Below are 18,006 nucleotides of genomic sequence, written 5' to 3' on the forward strand. Positions count from 1 at the left end.
GTCGGCGGTCAGGGCTCGACCGCCAGAACCATGCGGTATGACGATCTCAGCAGCGCCTCGTCCCGCAGCCGGCCGCCGCGCAGCTCGGCGGGGCGAATCAGGAAAGCGGTGCGAGCAGGCGGCAGGACGGCGGCAGCCGCCGCCAGCAGCGCGTCATCCTGGAAAATCTCGGCTGACGAACAGCGCAGAACGGCGGCGCCGATCCGTCCTATGCGTAGGGGGCCGCGTGCGAAGTCGAGCGTCAGTTCGCAGAAGCCGTACCGGTAGAAGGCCGCAAGGGGTGTCGAGTTGGCGACGAGACAGTGGCCCGGTGCGTCCGGCCCGGCCGCCGGGATCGGCCGTATGCACCAGTCGCTTTGTCCGCTGCGGACGAAGCCGCGCTTGCCATAAAGGGTGATCGCCGCGTCATTGGTCGCGAATACGTCCAGCCCAAGCGTTGCAAGGCCAGCATTATCGGCGAGGAAAGTATCGATCATCGCGGTGGCCACGCCATGCCGGCGGGCGGCGGGCGACACGCAGATATAATAGAGAAAGCCTTCGGTCCGGCTGGAAATACGGAATTCCGCGAAGCCTATCACCGTCCCGTCGCTCGCCCGGCAGACCAGCAGATGGCGATCGGCGAACAGCAGTGGATTAACCAGGATGTCGCTCAGGAAGGCCGCGACGCCATGCTGGGCATAAGCGAGGAAGGGCCGCAGCTCCGGGTCAAAGGAGAGCTGCAACAGCTCCGCAATTGCGCCGGTATCCGCAACCAGGGCGCGCTCGATTATCATCGGCCACCTGCCTGCCGTTCTTCGTCGAGGTCCTGCATGATCGAGACGGGATCGACCACGACGTCGCGCCGGGAAAAGACATGCAGCACGGTTATGGCCAGAATCCGGATATCGAGCAGCAGGCTCCAGTGCTTAACATAACGGACATCGAGGCCCAGCCTTTTGTCCCACGATGCCGCATTGCGGCCGCTGGTCTGCGCAAGCCCGGTGATGCCGGGGCGTACGGTCAGCCTCAGCCGCTCCTCCCGGGAGAAGAATTTCGTGTAGCGCATGAGGAGGGGCCGCGGGCCGACCAGGCTCATATCGCCGCGTACCACGTTCACTAGTTCCGGTAGCTCGTCGAGGCTCGTGCGGCGGAGCCATGCTCCCAGCGGTGTCAGCCGGTGGCTGTCGGGCAGCAGATTGCCGGAAGCGTCGCATTCGTCGGTCATGGTGCGGAATTTCAGCATGTTGAACGGCACGCCGTCCCGTCCCGGCCGCTCCTGACGGAAGAAGACCGGTCGTCCCATGATCGACGCGATCCGCCGGGCGATGATGAGCATCGGGATGGCGAGGACGATCAGCGCCAGTGAGGCGGCACAGACATCCATCAGGCGCTTGAGCGCGAAGCCGCGCCGCCAGCTGTAGCGCTGCGCTTCAAAAATCGCGCTGAATGCCTGGGCGCCAATCGGCAGCGACAGTCTTTCAGCATAATAGAGCGCTCCACGTTGGCCCATCTGCCGGCGCTCGGGCTCGCTTAACTCAGCCATGGCCAATGCCGCTTCCACTAGTGCGTGTGGATCCTGCGGTGGGAAGGCGATGCCTGCACCTGCCTCCTCCACCATCCGCGCGGCGTCGCCGCGCACGCCCATCAGGATCGGCTTGCCCGCCTGTAAATAGGCCTGGGTCTTGGACGGGATGGTCACGGCGAATAGCGGATCATCCTTGAGATGAACCAGCAGGGCATCGGCGGCGGCGAAGATCGGGGCCATGGCGTTGCTGGGCTGCTGACCAAGGAAGCGGACATTGCGGAGGTCCATGGAGCCGGTCAGCTCGCGGATCTTCGCGCTTTCGATCCCGCCGCCGACGAACGTAAAGTCTATGGCGGCAGCGCGATCCTGCAGCGCCTTGGCGGCCTGCAGAACCGTTTCAAGCGCCTGAGCCCGCCCCATCGTGCCCGCGAACATGATGTTGAAGCGCGCATCGGGACGCAGCGCAGGGGCTTGCGCGCGTTCGGCCGCGGTTCCGGCATCCTGCTGGTGCGTCCAGTTGGGGATGACGCTGACCCGCTGTTCGGGAACGCCATTGGCGCCCAGCGTGGCGCGAAAGCCGTCGGACAGCACGACGATGTGAGCAGCGCTGCGGTAGATCCGGCGCATTCCTGCCCGTACCAGATCGAGGATGGCGCTGCCGCGGACCATGCCGGTGGCGCTCAGCGATTCCGGCCAGAGATCCTGCACGTCGTAGACGAACGGGACGCCCCGGAGATGTTTGAGGACCATCGCGGGCAGGGCGACGGTTGCCGGCGGATGATAGACATAGGCGATATCCGGCCGGCGGACGAAGATGGTGCCGAGCGTGGCGGCCAGCGCAAAGGAGAGATAATTCAGCGCACGCCGTAGTGCTGAGCCGTCATGGCTGGGATAGAGCGGCACGCGCAGGATGCGGATGCCGTCGGTCGTGTCGCGCTGGAACAGGCGCAGGCGATAGCCGGGGTAGAGCTTGCCGCCGGGATAATTGGGGTAGCCGGTGAGCACCTCGACCTCATGCCCCAGGCGCTTGAGCTCGCGTGCGAACAGCAGGCCCTTGAAGGTCGGCTCGGGGTCGAACCACTGGCTGATGATGAGGATGCGCATGCCTGCTCAGATCTCGAGCGGAGCGCGATATTGCGGGAAGAAATGTTCGCTTTCGACCGGTTCGCGCCCGGTCGCGGCGGACCAACGCTCGACCAGGCGATCGTACAATGCCCGGTCCGGGATGACGCGCCAGGTGTGGAAATCGGCCGACAAGGGCGAAAAGCCTGCCTTGAACAGGTGCAGCGTGTCGCGCAGCGCGCCGACACCGCCGCCGACATGGTAAATGCGGTTGCCGCGCGCCTTCAGCCAAAAGCGCAAATGGTGCAGCATCAGCTTGGAGGGATGGTCCTGAAAGTGCGGATCGGCGGTAGCGGAGAGATGGTATTGGCATAGGCCGTCCATCTCGGTGACCAGGCCGGCGCAGGCGATCTCGCCGTCGAGATGCAGGAGGCACAGGTGGATGCGGTCGCCCAGACAGGCGCGCAGGCGATCGAAATAATCGCGCGAAAAGAAGTAGAAGTCGCCCGCGCCGAGCCGCTTCATGCTGTCATAATAGCAGGTGAGGAAATCGTCGAAGCGCGACCAATCGTCCATCGTGATTTCGTAACCGCGCCGCTCGAGCACCGCGAGGTCGCGCTTATGACCGCGGCGCGTTTGTGCCCATAGCTCTTCCGGCGAAAGGGTCAGGTCGATGAAGACCGAGGGGCCATGGTTCACGATCTCGCCGATCCCGGCGAACAAGGCCGGATCGTTGAGCAAGGTGTGCAGGCGGACGAAGCCCGCGATCAGACCCCCTTCGCGGAGCTTGGGGCCGAAAGGGGCGAGCGCCTCCATGACGAACTCGGTCGGCGCTCCGCGCGTCCGGATCGGTCCGGGGTAACCATAAGGCGATGCGGCGTCGAACAAGAGCTCGTCGCCGCAGATGGCGGCGGGAAGCGGACGGCGCAGGAAGGGGATCAGCAGGCGATGTTCGCCCGCCGTCGCCAGATAGGCGAGCGGGGTTTCGCCCGGCGCGGCGGACAGTTCGAGATAGCAGGGCAGGTGATAGAAATCATGCTCTGCCCGGCCGAGCATGTCCGCCCACGCCGGCGAGGAACTCGTAATCAATTCAAGGCTGATCAAGAACACTCACCCGAGACGCTCGCAAGCCCTGCCGCGGGCCCGCCTGCTTGACGCCTGCGCACCCCCCGGCCAAGCCTACCGAGTGTCGGGCCAGACGTGGAGCGCCCAAATCATTCACGCTATCCGGTTTCGCCCGTCAAGGCGGCATCGGCCGATTTTCGTCGGAAATGGTAAAGGGAGCTGCGGCGAATGCCGGGGGAGAGGGAGGGAAAGCGGCGCTGGACGATCCTCGCTCTGCCAGCATTCTTCGCTCTGAAGGTCCTGTCGGGGCTGGCTTTGCTGAAGATTTCAGCGGCGTTCCTACCGGTGGCGAGCTTCTCGGTCTTCTCCCAATTCCTATTATTTTCTGCCCTGCTCAATATGCTCTCGGTCGGCGGCGCGCAGACCGGGCTGATCCGCCAGATCGCCGCGGCGGGTGACGACAGCGACCGTGCGCGGGTGCGTAATGCCGGCCTAGCCATCTGGACGGGCGCGGTGGTGTTGCTCGGCGTGCCGAGCGTGGCCTTCGCCAGCCTGATCGCCGATTTCCTGACCGGCGATCCTGGTGCCTGGTGGGTCGTGCCGGCGATCGCGCTGCCAATCCTGGCGGCGGGACCGGGCCAGATCTATTGCTCGATGCTGACCGGTCTCGGCCGCACGCCGGCAAGCCTTGCCGCGCAGTCGGTCGGGCTCTTGGCCAGCACGGCAGGCGCGGTCTTCGGTCTGGCGCGGGGAGACGCGGCCTTGGCCGTGATCGCCTTCAGCGCCGGCTCGCTCGCGACGTTGCTGGTGAGCGGACTGATGGTACGGCAACATCGCCTGCCGCGCGGCACGCTTGGCCATGTCTTTGCCGAGGTGCGGATCCTCTTCGGCTATTCGGGCGCATTCGCGGTGCTGGCCATTCTCAATGCCGGCATACCGTTCGCCCTGCGCTACGGCTATCGCGAGGCGTTCGGGGCAGAGCAGCTCGGCTATTGGATGGCGGCGAGCCGGGTGTCCGACACCACCACCCAGCTGATGGCGCTCTACCTGATCCAGATATTCATGCCGCGCTACACCGCCGCTCACGTGCAGGACGGGCGCAAGGTGTTGCGCGAAAGCTGGCTGGCGGCAACCGGCATCATGGTCGGTTTCCTAATCCTGTTCTACGCCGCATCCGGATTGCTGGTGCCGCTGTTCCTGTCGCAAAAGTTCACCCCCGCTGTTCCTTTCATCCTCGGCTATATGACCGGAGACCTGTTCCGGGCGACAGTGTCGGTAGCGATGTATGCCGCCTTCGCGCGGGCGAAATTGATCAGATATGTCGGACTGGAGGCCGGAACGCTGGGTCTGTTCGCGGCGATCATGCTGCTGCTCATCCATTTCGGGCGGAGCGACGCGCCGATGATCGCTTATCCTGCGGCCTATGGCGCCTGCGCACTGGCCGTCTGGATCGCTTATGCGGTCGGGAGCGTCAGGCGGCGTACTCTTCGGGAAAGCTCTGCGCCACCAGCCGGCGGCTGACCTTGGCGACGTCGAACACGCGCTCGAGCGTCGCGCGCCCGGCCGCCGCCATCCTCGCCGCGGCTGCAGGGTCGTCGACGATGGTGACGATCGCCCCCAGCAGGCGCGCGCCGCTGCCGGCCTCGACCGCCACCCCGATTTCGTTGTCCCTGACGAAGTCCGCATAATCTGTCGTGCTCTCGACCGCGGCGGCGATGGGCACGCCGGCGCGTAGCATGTCGATTGTCTTCGATGGGAAGGTCGGCACGTCGACACCGGTGACGGTGCAGACCAATCCCACATCGCATGCCGCCAGTAGGGAAAGATAGGATTCGCGCGGAACGCGCGGCTTGACGGCGATGTTGCCCTGGCGGCCGGCCGCTTCCGCGATCATGCCGGCGAGTGGACCCTCGCCAATGATCAGGAAGAAAAGATCGGGGCGGCTCTCGCTCGCCAGCCGCGCGGCCTCCAAGACCACGTCGAACCCGCGCCCGGCGCTCAGCTGGCCGCCATAAGCGACAATCGGGCGGTCCAGTGGAAGATCAAAGCGCCCCCGGACGGTGGCCTGATCTTCGGCAGGTGGGGGATCGGTGGGTCCCCACAGGGAGAGCTCCTCGACGCGCTGCGTCGGCTTCAGGCGGTAATGACTCTTGAGATAGCGGATGTTGGCCGGCGACATACAGCCGATCACGTCGAACATCCGCAGCAAGGACGCTTCGACCAGATAGGCGATCCGGGCGACGGCGCCGCCGGGCATCGCGCCGATCTGCTGGTGATGAAACGGAAAGAAATCGGTGACGTAGACATAAGAGCGGCAGGTGAAGCTGCGCTTCGCCCATTTGATCAGCGCTCGCTGCTGGGTCAGCGGGGCGATAACGATCATCAGATCGAAATCACGCCCGCGCATCGCGCGCCGGGCATCGCGCACCAGGGATGATGCTGCCGTCAGGAAGCGGAGGCCACGTCGGAAGATCGTTCTCCGGGGCAAAGGCGGCGGTATCAGGAACAGGACTTCCGTCCCGTTCGGCTCCCGATAATGCGCGGAGGACGTTTCGGGGCGATCGCGCCAGTCCATCGCTACCACCGTCACCTGATGGCCGTCGGTCGCCAGCTGCGCGCTGAGATCGTTGATCAGGGAGGGATCGCCGACGCTTCGGCTGTACGAACTGGTGAGAAGGATTATCCTCTTGGATCTGGCGGTCATAGCGCCCTCAGCCGCAAGCGCGGTGCGCAGGGATCAATAGTCCTTCCACACCGTCCGCCTGACATAATCGGTGTAGCTCAGGATGATGCGGAGCACCTTGGCCGAAACGTTGGGGACGGCATAATCAGCCGGCAGGCGGATCAGCCGATCCGCGCCGCGCGGTTGAGCTTCAAGGACCGCGAGCGCCTGCAGGATGCGCTCCTCGCCGAGCCCCGTCATGATTACCGCAGCCTCTTCCATCGCCTCGGGCCGTTCGTGCGCCTCGCGGATATTGACGGCCGGAAAGTTGAGGATCGAGGATTCTTCGCTGATCGTTCCGCTATCGGACAACACCGCGCGCGCCTGCATCTGCAGCGCATTGTAATCGAGGAAGCCGAACGGTTTCAGCAGCCGTACCAGCGGATCGAACGAGAGGCCGAATTGCTCGATACGGGCGCGGGTGCGCGGATGGGTGCTGACCAATATCGGCAGGCCGTAATGCGCGGCTACGGCGTTCAGCGAAGCGGCCAGGCGCCCGAGCTGAGCCTCGCCGTCGACATTCTCCTCCCGGTGCGCGCTGACCAGGAAATAGCCGCCGGCCGCCACACCCATTTCAGCGAGCGCCTGCGACGCCTCGATCCCCGCGCGGTGGTGCGCCAGCACCTCGAACATCGGGCTGCCGGTCTTGATGACCCGATCCGGCGGCAGTCCCTCCGCCAGGAGATAATCGCGCGCGATCGTCGAGTAAGGCAGGTTGATGTCGGCGGTGTGATCGACGATGCGCCGGTTGATCTCTTCGGGTACGCGATCATCGAAGCAGCGATTGCCCGCTTCCATGTGGAAGATCGGAACGCGCCGACGCTTGGCCGGAATGACTGCCAGGCAGCTATTGGTGTCGCCCAGGACCAGCATCGCATCCGGCTGAACCTCGGCAAGAACCTTGTCGGTGGCCATGATGACGCGACCGATGGTCTCGGCGGCGCTTCCGCCGGCCGCCTCCAGAAAATGGTCCGGCGCGCGCAGGCCAAGATCGCGAAAGAACACTTCGTTGAGTTCGTAATCGTAATTCTGGCCGGTGTGCACAAGAACGTGGTCGGTATGCGCGTCGAGTACGGGGATCACGCGCGACAGGCGGATGATCTCCGGCCGGGTGCCTACCACGGTCATGACCTTCAAACGGCGCATTAGACGGGTGCTCCGATCGTGTCCGGCCTGGTCCGATCGAACACTTCATTCGCCCATAACAGCGACACCATCACATCGTCCCCCACGTTGGTAACGTCGTGCGTCCAGCCGGGTATCGTCTCCACCACCACCGGTTCGTCCGCCGACGTTTCGAGCTCGTGGCGCTCATCGGTGAGGATGTGACGAAAGCGGAAGCGGGCGCGACCGTGCACGATCAGGAATTTCTCAACCTTGCTGTGGTGATAATGGCCACCCCGGGTCACGCCCGGCAGCGCGTTGAAATAGGAAAACTGCCCTGCCGAACTCGTTTTGAGCATTTCGGAGAAGGCGCCGCGCAGATCGCGATGGCTCACTATGGGGTAGCTGAACTCGTCGGGCGGCAGGAACGAGACATAGGTCGCGTAGAGAGCGCGGGTGAGACCGGTGCCGACATCTGCGATGCGGTTGTCGCTGCGATCCGCATGAAAATCGCGGATCATGTCGGCGACCGCGCCGACGGTCGTTTGATAGACCGGCGCTACGTTATGGACACCACCCGCAGCGGCAGGATTGGCCAGCAGCGTCGCAAACGCCTGAACCACATCGTCGATATAAACGAGCTTCAGAGGTGTCGCCGGATCATGGATCTCGATCGGCAGCCCACGCGGGATGTTGTGGCAGAAGGTGGCGATCGCGCTGTTATAATTAGGGCGCGACCATTTGCCGAAAACGTTGGGCAGCCGGAAGACGTGGACCTGTGCTCCGGCGGTAGCGCCTGCCTTTGCAAGAGTCTGTTCGCCGGCAAGTTTGCTGCGGCCATATTCCGTGTCGTCGAGCGCCTTCTGGGTCGATGCGACGATCAGCGGCAGGGGACGCCCGGACGCGATGATCGCGTCACCCAGCCGCTGCGAGAAATCGCGGTTGATCGCCATGAAATCGGCAGGATCGGAAGGGCGATTGGCGCCAGCGAGATGGACCACCGCGTCAGCGCCGGCCAAGGCTGCAGCCAGGTCGCTGGTCTGGCGCGTTACCGGTACGATCTCAAATCCGCGCTCGCGCAAACCGACGATGAGATTGCGGCCGATAAAGCCGTCGGCGCCCGTGACCAGGATGCGGCGCGTGCTCATTCTTCGATACCGGCCGAACTGCCCTGAAAATAATCGAGTTTGCGCAGGATCGCGCTCATCTCGGTCTGGTCGAGCTGGCGCGTATTGTGCGACGTGAAGTCGTCATATTGAGAGATGGTCCGCTCGCCTTTTTCGACGAAGACCGAATAATTGAGGTCGCGATTGTCGGCGGGCACGCGATAATAATCGCCGAGGTCATGAGCGACCGCCATCTCTTCCCGGCTGAGCAGGGTTTCGTATAGCTTCTCGCCATGGCGCGTGCCGATGATGCGGCTTTCATGATCGGGCACGCCGAGTATTTCCAAGACCGCGCGCGCGAGCGTCTCAATCGTCGCCGCCGGCGCTTTCTGGACGAACAGGTCGCCATTCTCGCCATGCTTGAAGGCGTAGAGCACCAGATCCACGGCTTCGGCGAGCGTCATCACGAAGCGCGTCATGCTCGGATCGGTTATGGTGATCGGCTTGCCGCTGCGCACCTGATTGGCGAACAGCGGCACGACAGATCCGCGCGAGGCGAGGACGTTACCATAGCGCGTGCCGGTGATGGTGGTGGCGGTCCCCACGGCGAGCCGCGACTTGGCGATCATCACCTTTTCCATCAGCGCCTTGGAGATGCCCATGGCGTTGATCGGATAAACCGCCTTGTCGGTCGAAAGGCACACGACGCGCGACACGCCGGCCGCGATCGCGGCTTCGAGCAGATTGTCGGTGCCAAGAACGTTGGTCTTGACCGCCTCCATCGGATGGAATTCGCACGAGGGAACCTGCTTCAGCGCCGCGGCGTGGAAAATATAGTCGACACCGCTGACCGCGTTGGCGATCGAGCGATAATCGCGCACGTCTCCGAGATAATAACGCAGCCTTTTGTCGCGATAATGTAGCCGCTGGTCTTCCTGCTTCTTCTCGTCGCGGCTGAAGATGCGTATTTCCGCGAAAGGCTCGCTCATGAGCAGGCGTAACACCGTCGATCCGAAGGAACCCGTGCCGCCGCTGATCAGGAGCGTCTTACCGTCGAACATCGAATATCCATGATTGGCGCCACGGCTTTGGATCTTGCCCGGCTGAGACCTCGCCCGTCTAGGAGCAAGCAACGATGCGATCAAGCAGTCGAGTCCGAAGCGGCCCTTCCTTGGGATGCGGCTAAGCCTATGCTAAGCTTGAAGTTACCTGATGCAATGGCCATCGGGTGGGTGGATGTGATGTAAAGGTATGAGTTCGATGTTCGTAAAGTCGTGGGCAGAGGCGGCCTTGGCCATCCCACGGCCGCTAAAGCGCGCTATAGCGCTCGCGGTCGACGCCGTGCTGTGCCTGCTTTCGGTCTGGGTCGCTTATTATCTGCGCCTCGGCACCTGGATCGACCTATCGACCGATGCAAAGGTGCCGACGATCGCCGCGGTCGTCATCGCTCTGCCGATTTTCGTTTCCACCGGCCTGTACCGCATGATCTTTCGTCATGCCGGTACCAGCGCATTTCTGGCCATTCTTCGTGCGAGCCTGCTGTACGGCGTCGCTTACGCGACCTTGTTCACGCTCCATGGCTTCAGTGGGGTGCCACGCACCGTCGGCCTTATCCAGCCGCTGCTGCTCTTCCTGAGCGTGGCCGGCGTGCGGGCGCTCGCCGGACTTTGGCTCGGCCGACCTTATCAGAAAGCCCTGCGGCGCGACGCTTCTTCCAACGTGCTGATCTACGGGGCCGGCTCGTCGGGACGGCAATTGGCCGGCGTCGTCGCCACCAGCCGACAGATGCATATCGTGGGCTTCCTGGACGATGACGCTTCGCTGCAGGGCGGGCATCTGCTTGGGCTGCCCGTGTTTTCGCCGGGCGAGCTGGAGACGCTCATACCCAAATTGTCCGTGTCGGATATCGTCGTGGCAATGCCGTCGGTGACGCGCCGCCGTCGCAAGGAGGTGCTGGAACGGCTCCGTTCAGCGGGCGTGGCGGTGCGGACATTGCCCGGCTTGATGGATCTGGCGGAGGGCAAGGTCCACGCGAGCGACGTCAAGGAACTGGAAATCGAGGATCTGTTGGGTCGCGATAGCGTGGCCGGCGACGAGGATCATTTGCGCCACCTCTTTACCGGCGCTGCCGTTCTCGTAACGGGCGCGGGCGGATCGATTGGCAGCGAATTGTGCCGTCAGATCCTGGCGGGTTCGCCCGCAATGCTGTTGCTGGTCGATTCTTCCGAATTCGCGCTCTACGCGATCCACCGCGAGCTCGAAGATCGAATGCGGCCCGAGGATCGCTGTCGCATCATTCCGCTGCTGGGCTCCGTTACCGATCGCGCGCGGATGCATGAGATCATCGCGACGTGGCGTCCTTCCACCATCTACCATGCGGCTGCCTACAAGCATGTGCCGCTGGTGGAGCATAATCCGGTCGAGGGCGCGCGCAACAACGTGCTCGGCACGCTGGTCATGGCGCAACTCGCCGAGCAATTGGGAGTAGCGCGGTTCGTACTCGTCAGCACCGACAAGGCGGTGCGGCCCACCAATGTCATGGGTGCGACCAAGCGGCTGGCAGAGCTGATCCTCCAGGCGTTGGCGGCGGACGCCGGCGGGACCTGCTATGCGATCGTGCGGTTCGGCAACGTATTGGGATCGAGCGGGTCGGTCGTTCCCCTGTTCCGCCAGCAAATCCGCGATGGTGGTCCGGTGACGATCACCCACCGCGATATCACGCGCTATTTCATGACGATTCCCGAGGCCGCTCAGCTGGTGCTTCAGGCCGGAATCATGGCCCGGGGCGGCGAGGTGTTCGTGCTCGACATGGGCGAGCCGGTTCGTGTGTACGACCTGGCGCGCAATATGATCGAGCTTTCCGGTCTTTCAATCCGTTCGGCCGACCACCCCGACGGCGATATCGAGATCGAGGTCGTCGGATTGCGGCCCGGCGAGAAGCTGTTCGAGGAATTGCTGATCGGGAATGACCCGATCCGTACGGCGCACCCGAGGATCATGATGGCGAACGAGGCCTATCTGTCCTGGGACAAGCTTGGCGATCGGCTCGCCCAGCTTGGCGATGTGATCGCAGCGCAGGACGCAGCCGCCGTCCGTACTCTATTGCGCGAGCTGGTTCCTGAATTCGCACCTGTCGACGACCTCAGCGATTGGGTGGCAGCCGCGAAGGAGGAGAAGCCTGCGCGGGATCGGGGAGAGATGCGTAATGTCGAGCCTAGCCGCGAAGGCGAGGTGGCTCGGGCCGCGCATGCAGTCGCCAAGCAGGCAAGCGCGCGGGCCTTACCCTAGGCAAGAAAGCGAGCGCTGCGCGTGGGGCTATTCGGCGGGTACTGGGCCGCACGATTCCCGCACGATCAATTCATAGGGCATCAGCCGATGCTCGGGCGCGCGATGAGAGCCTTCCAATATCTTGACGAGAGCATCGGTGGCAGCCTGGGCCATGGCCCGGATCGGCTGACGGATGGTGGTAATGCGCGGCCACACGGTGCTGGCAATCTGGCTATCGTCGAAGCCGACGACGGACAATTGCGTCGGGACCGCAATCCCGAGCTCCCCGGCGGCCACGATCGCGCCCGCCGCCATGTCGTCATTCTGGGCGAAGATCGCGGTCGGGCGATCCGGCCGGTTCAGCAATAAGCGGGCGGCCTCGAGCCCGCTCTCGAAAGTGTAGAGGCCGCGGCCGACAAGGCTCGGCTCGACCTGCAGGCCGGCCAGGTCCATCGCGCGATTGAACCCGGCCCAGCGCTCCTGATTCGAAGAATGGGTCGGGTCGCCGAGGATGATCGCGATCCTACGATGGCCGAGCGCGATGAGATGCTGGGTGATGTCGGCCGCAGCCGAACAATCGTCCATCCCGACCGACGGGGCGATCGCGTCGATATTGGCATCGCCTGCGGGCGCAATCCGAACCAACGGTATCCGCGCGGTGATCAGTTCGTTCAAAATTTCAGGATTGTCGCAAATCGGCGACGTCAGGATCACGCCCCCTACGCCCGCCGAGCGTACCATCGAAACCGTCTTGCCGCCGAGCCGCCCGGAATCCTCGCAGGGCACCACCAGCAGCCGCCACTTGTCGCCGCGCAACCGATCCAGGCTGCCGCTCTGCAGCCCGAGAATATAATTGGCGCACGGATTATCGTAGAGCAGGCCGATTAGGTAGGATTTGCGGCCTGCGAGGCTGCGCGCCGCCATGTTTGGATGGTAGTCCAGCTCCGCCACGATCTGCAGCACATGCCGGCGCGTCTCTTCGCGCACATTCGGCTCTTCGTTGAAGACGCGCGAAACGGTCTTGATCGATACGCCGGCGGCCTCCGCTACATCGGATATCGTCGCAGGCGGACGCGGCGGGGTCATTTCATTCATGATGCGCTATGACCTGATGGCCGCTCCCCGGGGGACGTACGCCCGATTACCCCCGGACCATAGTAGCGAATATGCCGAAATAAAAAAGCCGCCCGGACGTGGTCCGGACGGCCTTTTCGTTCCAGATCGGATCGGATCAGGCCGCGGCAGACCGATCGTCAGCCGCTTCAGCAGGTGCATCGACGGCGATTTCACCTGGCTCCGCGTTCGGATCGTAATCCTCGGTGAAGCCGGCTTCGTCACGCTCGAACATCTGCGCCATGACGTCGACGCCCTGCGCCTGCAGTTCTGCCTCTTCCGGCGAACGGGCGACATTGACCTTGATCGCCACCGTCACTTCCGGGTGAAGCGCGATCTTGATCGTGCTGACGCCGATCGCCTTGATCGGCTTGTCGAGGACGATCTGGTTCCGGGCGACCCGGGTACCGTCCTCTTCGAGCAGCTCGGCCAGATCGCGCGCCGAAACCGAACCGTAAAGCTGGCCGGTGTTCGACGCCTGACGGATCAGAGTCAGCGTCTTGCCGTCGATGCCCTTCGATGCCTTCTCGGCATCCGCGCGGCGCGAAGCGTTATCGGCCTCGATCTGCGCGCGGTTGCTTTCGAAGACCTTCTTGTTGGCTTCGTTGGCGCGGAGCGCCTTCTTGTTGGGCAGAAGATAGTTACGTGCGAAGCCGTTCTTGACAGAAACGACGTCGCCGATGGCGCCGAGCTTCTCGACGCGCTCAAGCAGGATCACGTCCATGCGTGTCGCTCCTTACTTAACGATGTACGGAAGCAGCCCGATATGACGGGCACGCTTGATCGCCTGGGCGAGCTCGCGCTGCTTCTTTGCGGAAACCGCGGTGATGCGGCTGGGAACGATCTTGCCACGCTCGGACACGAAGCCCTGGAGCAGCCGGACGTCCTTATAGTCGATCCGGGGCGCGTCCTTCGCGGAGAAGGGGCAGCTCTTGCGGCGGCGGAAAAATGCACGGGCCATTTGCTATACTCCCTTACGCGGCCACATCGTCGCGGTCGTCGCGACGCGGACGGTCGCCACGATCACCACGGTCAGGCCGGTCGCCGCGATCGCCACGATCCGGACGGTCGCCACGGCCACGCTCGCGATCACGCTCGCCACGGCGCATCATCGCCGACGGGCCATTCTCATGCTCGTCGACGCGGACGGTCATGAAGCGGACGATATCTTCGTTGATACCAAGCTGGCGCTCAAGCTCGGCGACGACGCCCGTCGGCGCATCGATTTCGAGCATCACATAATGCGCCTTGCGATTCTTGGCGATGCGATAGGCGAGCGAGCGCAAGCCCCAGGTCTCGGTCTTGACGACCTTGCCTTGCCCATCGGTAACAATCTTGGTGGCGGCTTCCGCCAGTGCGTCCACTTGCGCCTGCGCCAGATCCTGGCGCGCAAGGAAGACGTGCTCGTAAAGAGCCATGCTTCATATCTCCTGCCGATCGCTGACGCCGCCCCATGCGACGCCCCTCCGGCTGTCTTGCAAAAATCAAACCGGGCGAAAGGCATGAGCCTTCGCCCGGGTGCAGGCCCTATCGCGCATGGGGCGCAAAAAGGCAAGCCGGTTCGCGGAGCGGTGTACCACGCCAATCGGGTTGCGTGGATGCCGAGCTTTCCTCTACCTGCGCCTCCGATATCGTGAGCCTTTGCCGGCTTGCGCTGATTGAGACCCACCTTGTCCGTTTCCGGTGAGGGCAGGGCAATGGGAGAGTTAGATGCGGGCGTTTCTTTTCCCCGGCCAGGGTAGCCAGGCCGTCGGCATGGGCGCCGATCTGGCTGCGGCCAGCGTGCACGCCCGCGCGGTGTTCGAGGAAGTCGATGAGGCGCTCAGCCAAAAGCTCTCGCGGCTCATGGCGGAAGGGCCGGCGGAAGACCTGACGCTCACCGAAAACGCACAGCCCGCGATCATGGCGAATGCGCTCGCAACGTTAAGGGTGCTGGAGCAGGAAGGCGGGGTGCGGCTGGCCGACAAGGCGGAGTTCGTCGCCGGCCATAGCCTAGGCGAATATAGTGCGCTCTGCGCTGCGCAGGCGTTGGACCTGTCGACCACCGCCCGGCTGCTGAGGCTGCGGGGCGAGGCGATGCAGGCCGCGGTTCCGATCGGTGCAGGGGCGATGGCTGCGTTGCTCGGCGCCGATTTTGCGCTGGCGGAGGCGATCTGCGCCGATGCCGCGCAAGGGGAGGTGTGCCAGGCGGCCAATGACAATGGCGGCGGCCAGGTGGTGATTTCGGGGAACAAGGCGGCCGTCGAGCGGGCGATGGTGTTGTCGAAGGAGCGTGGCGTCAAACGGGCGGTCTTGCTGGCCGTGTCGGCACCCTTCCACTGCGCATTGATGCAGCCCGCCGCCGAGGCAATGGCCAAGGCGCTGGCCGAGGCGGATGTGCGCTCGCCGCTGGTTCCGGTCTACGCAAACGTCACCGCTGCCCCCGCGGCGGATCCGGATGTCATTCGCGACTTGCTCGTGCGCCAGGTGACCGGGACGGTGCGTTGGCGTGAGAGTGTCGAGGCGATGTGGGATGCGGGGGTGACCGATTTTGTCGAGTTCGGCGCCAAGGTGCTCGGTCCGATGGTCAAGCGCATCGCGCCCGATGCGAACGTCGTCAGCATCGTGACGATGAACGAAATCGAGGCGCTGGCGGCAGCACTTTAGGAGAGAAGAATGTTCGACCTTACAGGCATGACGGCGCTCGTCACCGGCGCTTCGGGGGGGATCGGTTCGGCCATCGCCAGGGCGCTGGCGGCGCAGGGGGCGACGGTGGCGCTGTCCGGCACCCGTCAGGAGGCGCTCGATGCGGTCAAGGCCGACATCGGCGGCGATGCCGTGACTGTACCGGCCAATCTTGCGGACCCGCAGTCCGTGGAGGCACTGATCCCGTCAGCGTTGGAAGCGCTTGGCGGCAAGCTCGACATCCTCGTCAACAATGCCGGCGTCACGCGCGACAATCTGGCGATGCGAATGAAGGACGATGAATGGGCACAGGTGCTGTCGGTCAATCTGGAGGCCGCATTCCGGCTGATCCGCGCCGCCAGCCGCCCGATGATGAAGGCGCGCTTCGGACGAATCGTTTCGATCACGTCGGTCGTCGGCTGGACGGGCAACCCGGGCCAGGCCAATTATGCGGCGTCCAAGGGCGGTCTCACCGCGATGAGCAAGGCTCTCGCGCAGGAATTCGCCAGCCGCGGCATTACCGTCAACTGCGTGGCGCCCGGCTTCATCGCCAGCGCGATGACCGACGCGCTCAACGAACAGCAGCGCGCGACCATCCTCACGCGCATCCCGGCGGGGGATCTCGGCAAGGGTGAGGACATCGGCACGGCGGTCGCTTATCTCGCCAGCCGGGAGGCCGGTTATGTGACCGGGCAGACAATCCATGTTAATGGCGGCATGGCGATGCTCTGACGGCCTCTTGCGGGACCCTTCCCGCGATTGTAGGGCAGCGCCAAATCAAGACCTAGGGAAGGCACAAAGATATGAGCGACACCCCCGATCGCGTGAAGAAGATTGTCGTCGAGCATCTCGGCGTCGAGCCTGAGAAGGTCACGGAGGATGCGAGCTTCATCGACGATCTCGGCGCCGACAGCCTCGACATCGTCGAGCTGGTGATGGCTTTCGAGGAAGAGTTTGGGGTCGAAATCCCCGACGATGCCGCTGAGAAGATCACGACCGTCAAGGATGCGATCAGCTACATCGACGCGCATAAGGGCTGATCTGCGAGGGGCTGAGCCCTTCGCCTGATGGCCAAGCGGCTCTCCGACCCGGTGTCGGGGGGCCGCTTTCGTTTTGAGAGATGAATAGGAGAAGGCCATGCGCCGCGTGGTTGTGACCGGACTGGGGCTCGTGACGCCGGTAGGCGCCGAGGTCGAGCTTGCCTGGGCGAACATCAAGGCAGGCAAGTCGGGTGCGGCGCGGATCACGCGTTTTGATCCGTCGGACCAGAAGTGCACGATCGCATGCGAGGTCAAGCCGGCAGACCATCCGTGGGGATTCGATCCGGGCAAGCGCGTCGATCACAAGGTCCAGCGTCAGGTCGATCCATTCATCGTCTATGGCATCGATGCCGCGGGCCAGGCCTATGAAGATGCCGGTCTGGGCGAGCTGAGCTATGAGCAGAGCTGCCGTGTCGGCTGCATGATCGGCTCGGGCATTGGCGGCCTGCCGGGAATCGAGAGCGAATCGATCGTGCGCTTCGAGAAGGGGCCAAGCCGCGTCAGCCCGCATTTCGTGCACGGACGCCTGATCAACCTCATCTCGGGTCAGGTTTCGATCAAATACGGCCTGCGCGGTCCGAATCATGCGGTGGTGACCGCCTGTTCGACCGGTGCCCACGCGATCGGGGACGCCGCGCGGATCATCGCCGCGGACGATGCCGACGTCATGCTGGCAGGCGGGGCCGAGGGCGCGATCTGCCCGCTCGGCATTGCGGGTTTCGCCCAGGCGCGCGCGCTTTCGACCAACTTCAACGACACGCCCGAAAAAGGCAGCCGGCCCTATGACAAGGACCGCGACGGCTTCGTCATGGGTGAGGGCGCGGGCATCGTCGTGCTCGAGGAATATGAGCATGCCAAGGCACGCGGCGCCAAAATCTATGCCGAGGTGATCGGCTACGGGCTGACGGGCGATGCCTATCACGTGACCGCGCCGCACCCCGAAGGCGATGGCGCCTTCCGTTCGATGCAGATGGCGCTCCGCAAAGCCGGGCTGGAACCCAAGGACATCGATTATATCAACGCGCATGGCACCTCGACCCCGCTCGGTGACGAGCTGGAACTGGGGGCGGTGCGCCGCCTGTTCGGCGATGCCATGCAGACCGTGTCGATGTCGTCGACCAAGTCGATGATCGGGCATCTGCTCGGCGGCGCGGGCGCGGTCGAATCGATCTTCTGCATCCTGGCGATGCGCGACCAGATCGTGCCACCGACGATCAATCTGGAAAATCCGAGCGAAGGATGCGCCGGCGTGGATCTGGTGCCCAACGTCGCCAGGCAGCGGAAGGTCAAGGCGGTACTCAACAACAGCTTCGGCTTTGGCGGGACCAACGCCAGCCTGGTGATGCGCGCCATTTGATC

General features: G+C 64.0%; 17 protein-coding genes. 6 read left to right on the forward strand and 11 right to left on the reverse strand.

Translation table 11 applies throughout. The features are described 5' to 3' along the window. Window positions 1-8 precede the first annotated feature (8 nt). From DX905_RS14825 to DX905_RS14835, 3 genes are read right to left on the reverse strand one after another with little or no spacing between them, the layout of a single operon-like run. Window positions 9-773 carry a GNAT family N-acetyltransferase gene (locus DX905_RS14825; protein ID WP_116092027.1) on the reverse strand — a complete coding sequence of 255 codons (765 nt, stop codon included), beginning with the start codon at window positions 771-773 and terminating at the stop codon, window positions 9-11. Further along, the gene (locus DX905_RS16410; RefSeq protein ID WP_116092028.1) at window positions 770-2,608 is read right to left on the reverse strand and encodes a sugar transferase; all 1,839 of its coding nucleotides are present in this window, start codon (window positions 2,606-2,608) and stop codon (window positions 770-772) included. Before DX905_RS16410 ends, DX905_RS14825 begins: the two co-directional genes overlap by 4 nt. A 6-nt stretch (window positions 2,609-2,614) precedes the next feature. Beyond that, window positions 2,615-3,622: a GNAT family N-acetyltransferase gene (locus tag DX905_RS14835; RefSeq protein ID WP_162875666.1), complete on the reverse strand. Its 1,008-nt coding sequence runs from the start codon at window positions 3,620-3,622 to the stop codon at window positions 2,615-2,617. A gap of 237 nt (window positions 3,623-3,859) precedes the next feature. Here DX905_RS14835 and DX905_RS14840 point away from each other — a divergent pair, with 237 nt between their 5' ends. Further along, window positions 3,860-5,152, forward strand: a complete 1,293-nt coding sequence (locus tag DX905_RS14840; protein WP_116092030.1) for an oligosaccharide flippase family protein — start codon at window positions 3,860-3,862, stop codon at window positions 5,150-5,152. Here DX905_RS14840 and DX905_RS14845 read toward each other — a convergent pair. Genes DX905_RS14845 through DX905_RS14860 form a run of 4 tightly spaced genes read right to left on the reverse strand, consistent with a single transcriptional unit; the run spans window position 5,103 to window position 9,624 of the window. After that, complete coding sequence (locus DX905_RS14845) at window positions 5,103-6,335, reverse strand: glycosyltransferase family 4 protein (RefSeq protein WP_116092031.1); 1,233 nt, start codon at window positions 6,333-6,335, stop codon at window positions 5,103-5,105. The genes DX905_RS14840 and DX905_RS14845 overlap by 50 nt on opposite strands. Window positions 6,336-6,368: 33 nt before the next feature. Then, complete coding sequence (locus DX905_RS14850) at window positions 6,369-7,499, reverse strand: UDP-N-acetyl glucosamine 2-epimerase (protein ID WP_116092032.1); 1,131 nt, start codon at window positions 7,497-7,499, stop codon at window positions 6,369-6,371. Continuing rightward, a complete protein-coding gene (locus DX905_RS14855; RefSeq protein ID WP_116092033.1) occupies window positions 7,499-8,605 on the reverse strand; it encodes a polysaccharide biosynthesis C-terminal domain-containing protein in 1,107 nt (368 codons plus the stop codon). Before DX905_RS14855 ends, DX905_RS14850 begins: the two co-directional genes overlap by 1 nt. Further along, window positions 8,602-9,624, reverse strand: coding sequence for a polysaccharide biosynthesis protein (locus DX905_RS14860; RefSeq protein ID WP_116092034.1), 1,023 nt, complete (start codon window positions 9,622-9,624; stop codon window positions 8,602-8,604). Before DX905_RS14860 ends, DX905_RS14855 begins: the two co-directional genes overlap by 4 nt. Window positions 9,625-9,823: 199 nt before the next feature. On the opposite strand from DX905_RS14860, the gene DX905_RS14865 reads away from it, so the two are divergent. After that, window positions 9,824-11,851 carry a polysaccharide biosynthesis protein gene (locus DX905_RS14865; protein ID WP_205412271.1) on the forward strand — a complete coding sequence of 676 codons (2,028 nt, stop codon included), beginning with the start codon at window positions 9,824-9,826 and terminating at the stop codon, window positions 11,849-11,851. 27 nt (window positions 11,852-11,878) lie between these two features. Here the strand turns inward: DX905_RS14865 and DX905_RS14870 are convergent, their stop codons facing one another. The 4 genes from DX905_RS14870 to rpsF form a co-directional block, all read right to left on the reverse strand. Next, window positions 11,879-12,925, reverse strand: a complete 1,047-nt coding sequence (locus tag DX905_RS14870) for a LacI family DNA-binding transcriptional regulator (RefSeq protein WP_240320877.1) — start codon at window positions 12,923-12,925, stop codon at window positions 11,879-11,881. A gap of 136 nt (window positions 12,926-13,061) precedes the next feature. Further along, window positions 13,062-13,667: a 50S ribosomal protein L9 gene (rplI, locus tag DX905_RS14875; protein WP_116092036.1), complete on the reverse strand. Its 606-nt coding sequence runs from the start codon at window positions 13,665-13,667 to the stop codon at window positions 13,062-13,064. A gap of 12 nt (window positions 13,668-13,679) precedes the next feature. Then, window positions 13,680-13,904 carry a 30S ribosomal protein S18 gene (gene rpsR, locus DX905_RS14880; RefSeq protein ID WP_011950937.1) on the reverse strand — a complete coding sequence of 75 codons (225 nt, stop codon included), beginning with the start codon at window positions 13,902-13,904 and terminating at the stop codon, window positions 13,680-13,682. Window positions 13,905-13,917: 13 nt separating this feature from the next. After that, window positions 13,918-14,361, reverse strand: a complete 444-nt coding sequence (rpsF, locus tag DX905_RS14885) for a 30S ribosomal protein S6 (RefSeq protein WP_116092037.1) — start codon at window positions 14,359-14,361, stop codon at window positions 13,918-13,920. Window positions 14,362-14,653: 292 nt separating this feature from the next. Between rpsF and fabD the strand changes: the two genes are divergently transcribed. The 4 genes from fabD to fabF all read left to right on the forward strand — a co-directional run bounded on the left by fabD (window position 14,654) and on the right by fabF (window position 18,004). Further along, a complete protein-coding gene (fabD, locus tag DX905_RS14890) occupies window positions 14,654-15,589 on the forward strand; it encodes an ACP S-malonyltransferase (protein ID WP_116092038.1) in 936 nt (311 codons plus the stop codon). Window positions 15,590-15,598: 9 nt separating this feature from the next. Further along, window positions 15,599-16,339, forward strand: a complete 741-nt coding sequence (gene fabG, locus DX905_RS14895) for a 3-oxoacyl-[acyl-carrier-protein] reductase (protein ID WP_116092039.1) — start codon at window positions 15,599-15,601, stop codon at window positions 16,337-16,339. Window positions 16,340-16,410: 71 nt separating this feature from the next. Further along, complete coding sequence (locus DX905_RS14900; RefSeq protein ID WP_116092040.1) at window positions 16,411-16,647, forward strand: acyl carrier protein; 237 nt, start codon at window positions 16,411-16,413, stop codon at window positions 16,645-16,647. A 97-nt stretch (window positions 16,648-16,744) separates the two neighbouring features. Beyond that, complete coding sequence (gene fabF / locus DX905_RS14905) at window positions 16,745-18,004, forward strand: beta-ketoacyl-ACP synthase II (RefSeq protein ID WP_116092041.1); 1,260 nt, start codon at window positions 16,745-16,747, stop codon at window positions 18,002-18,004. The last annotated feature ends 2 nt before the right edge of the window (window positions 18,005-18,006 follow it).

It is taken from the genome of Sphingomonas crusticola (genome assembly GCF_003391115.1).
Lineage (GTDB): Bacteria > Pseudomonadota > Alphaproteobacteria > Sphingomonadales > Sphingomonadaceae > Sphingomonas_I > Sphingomonas_I crusticola.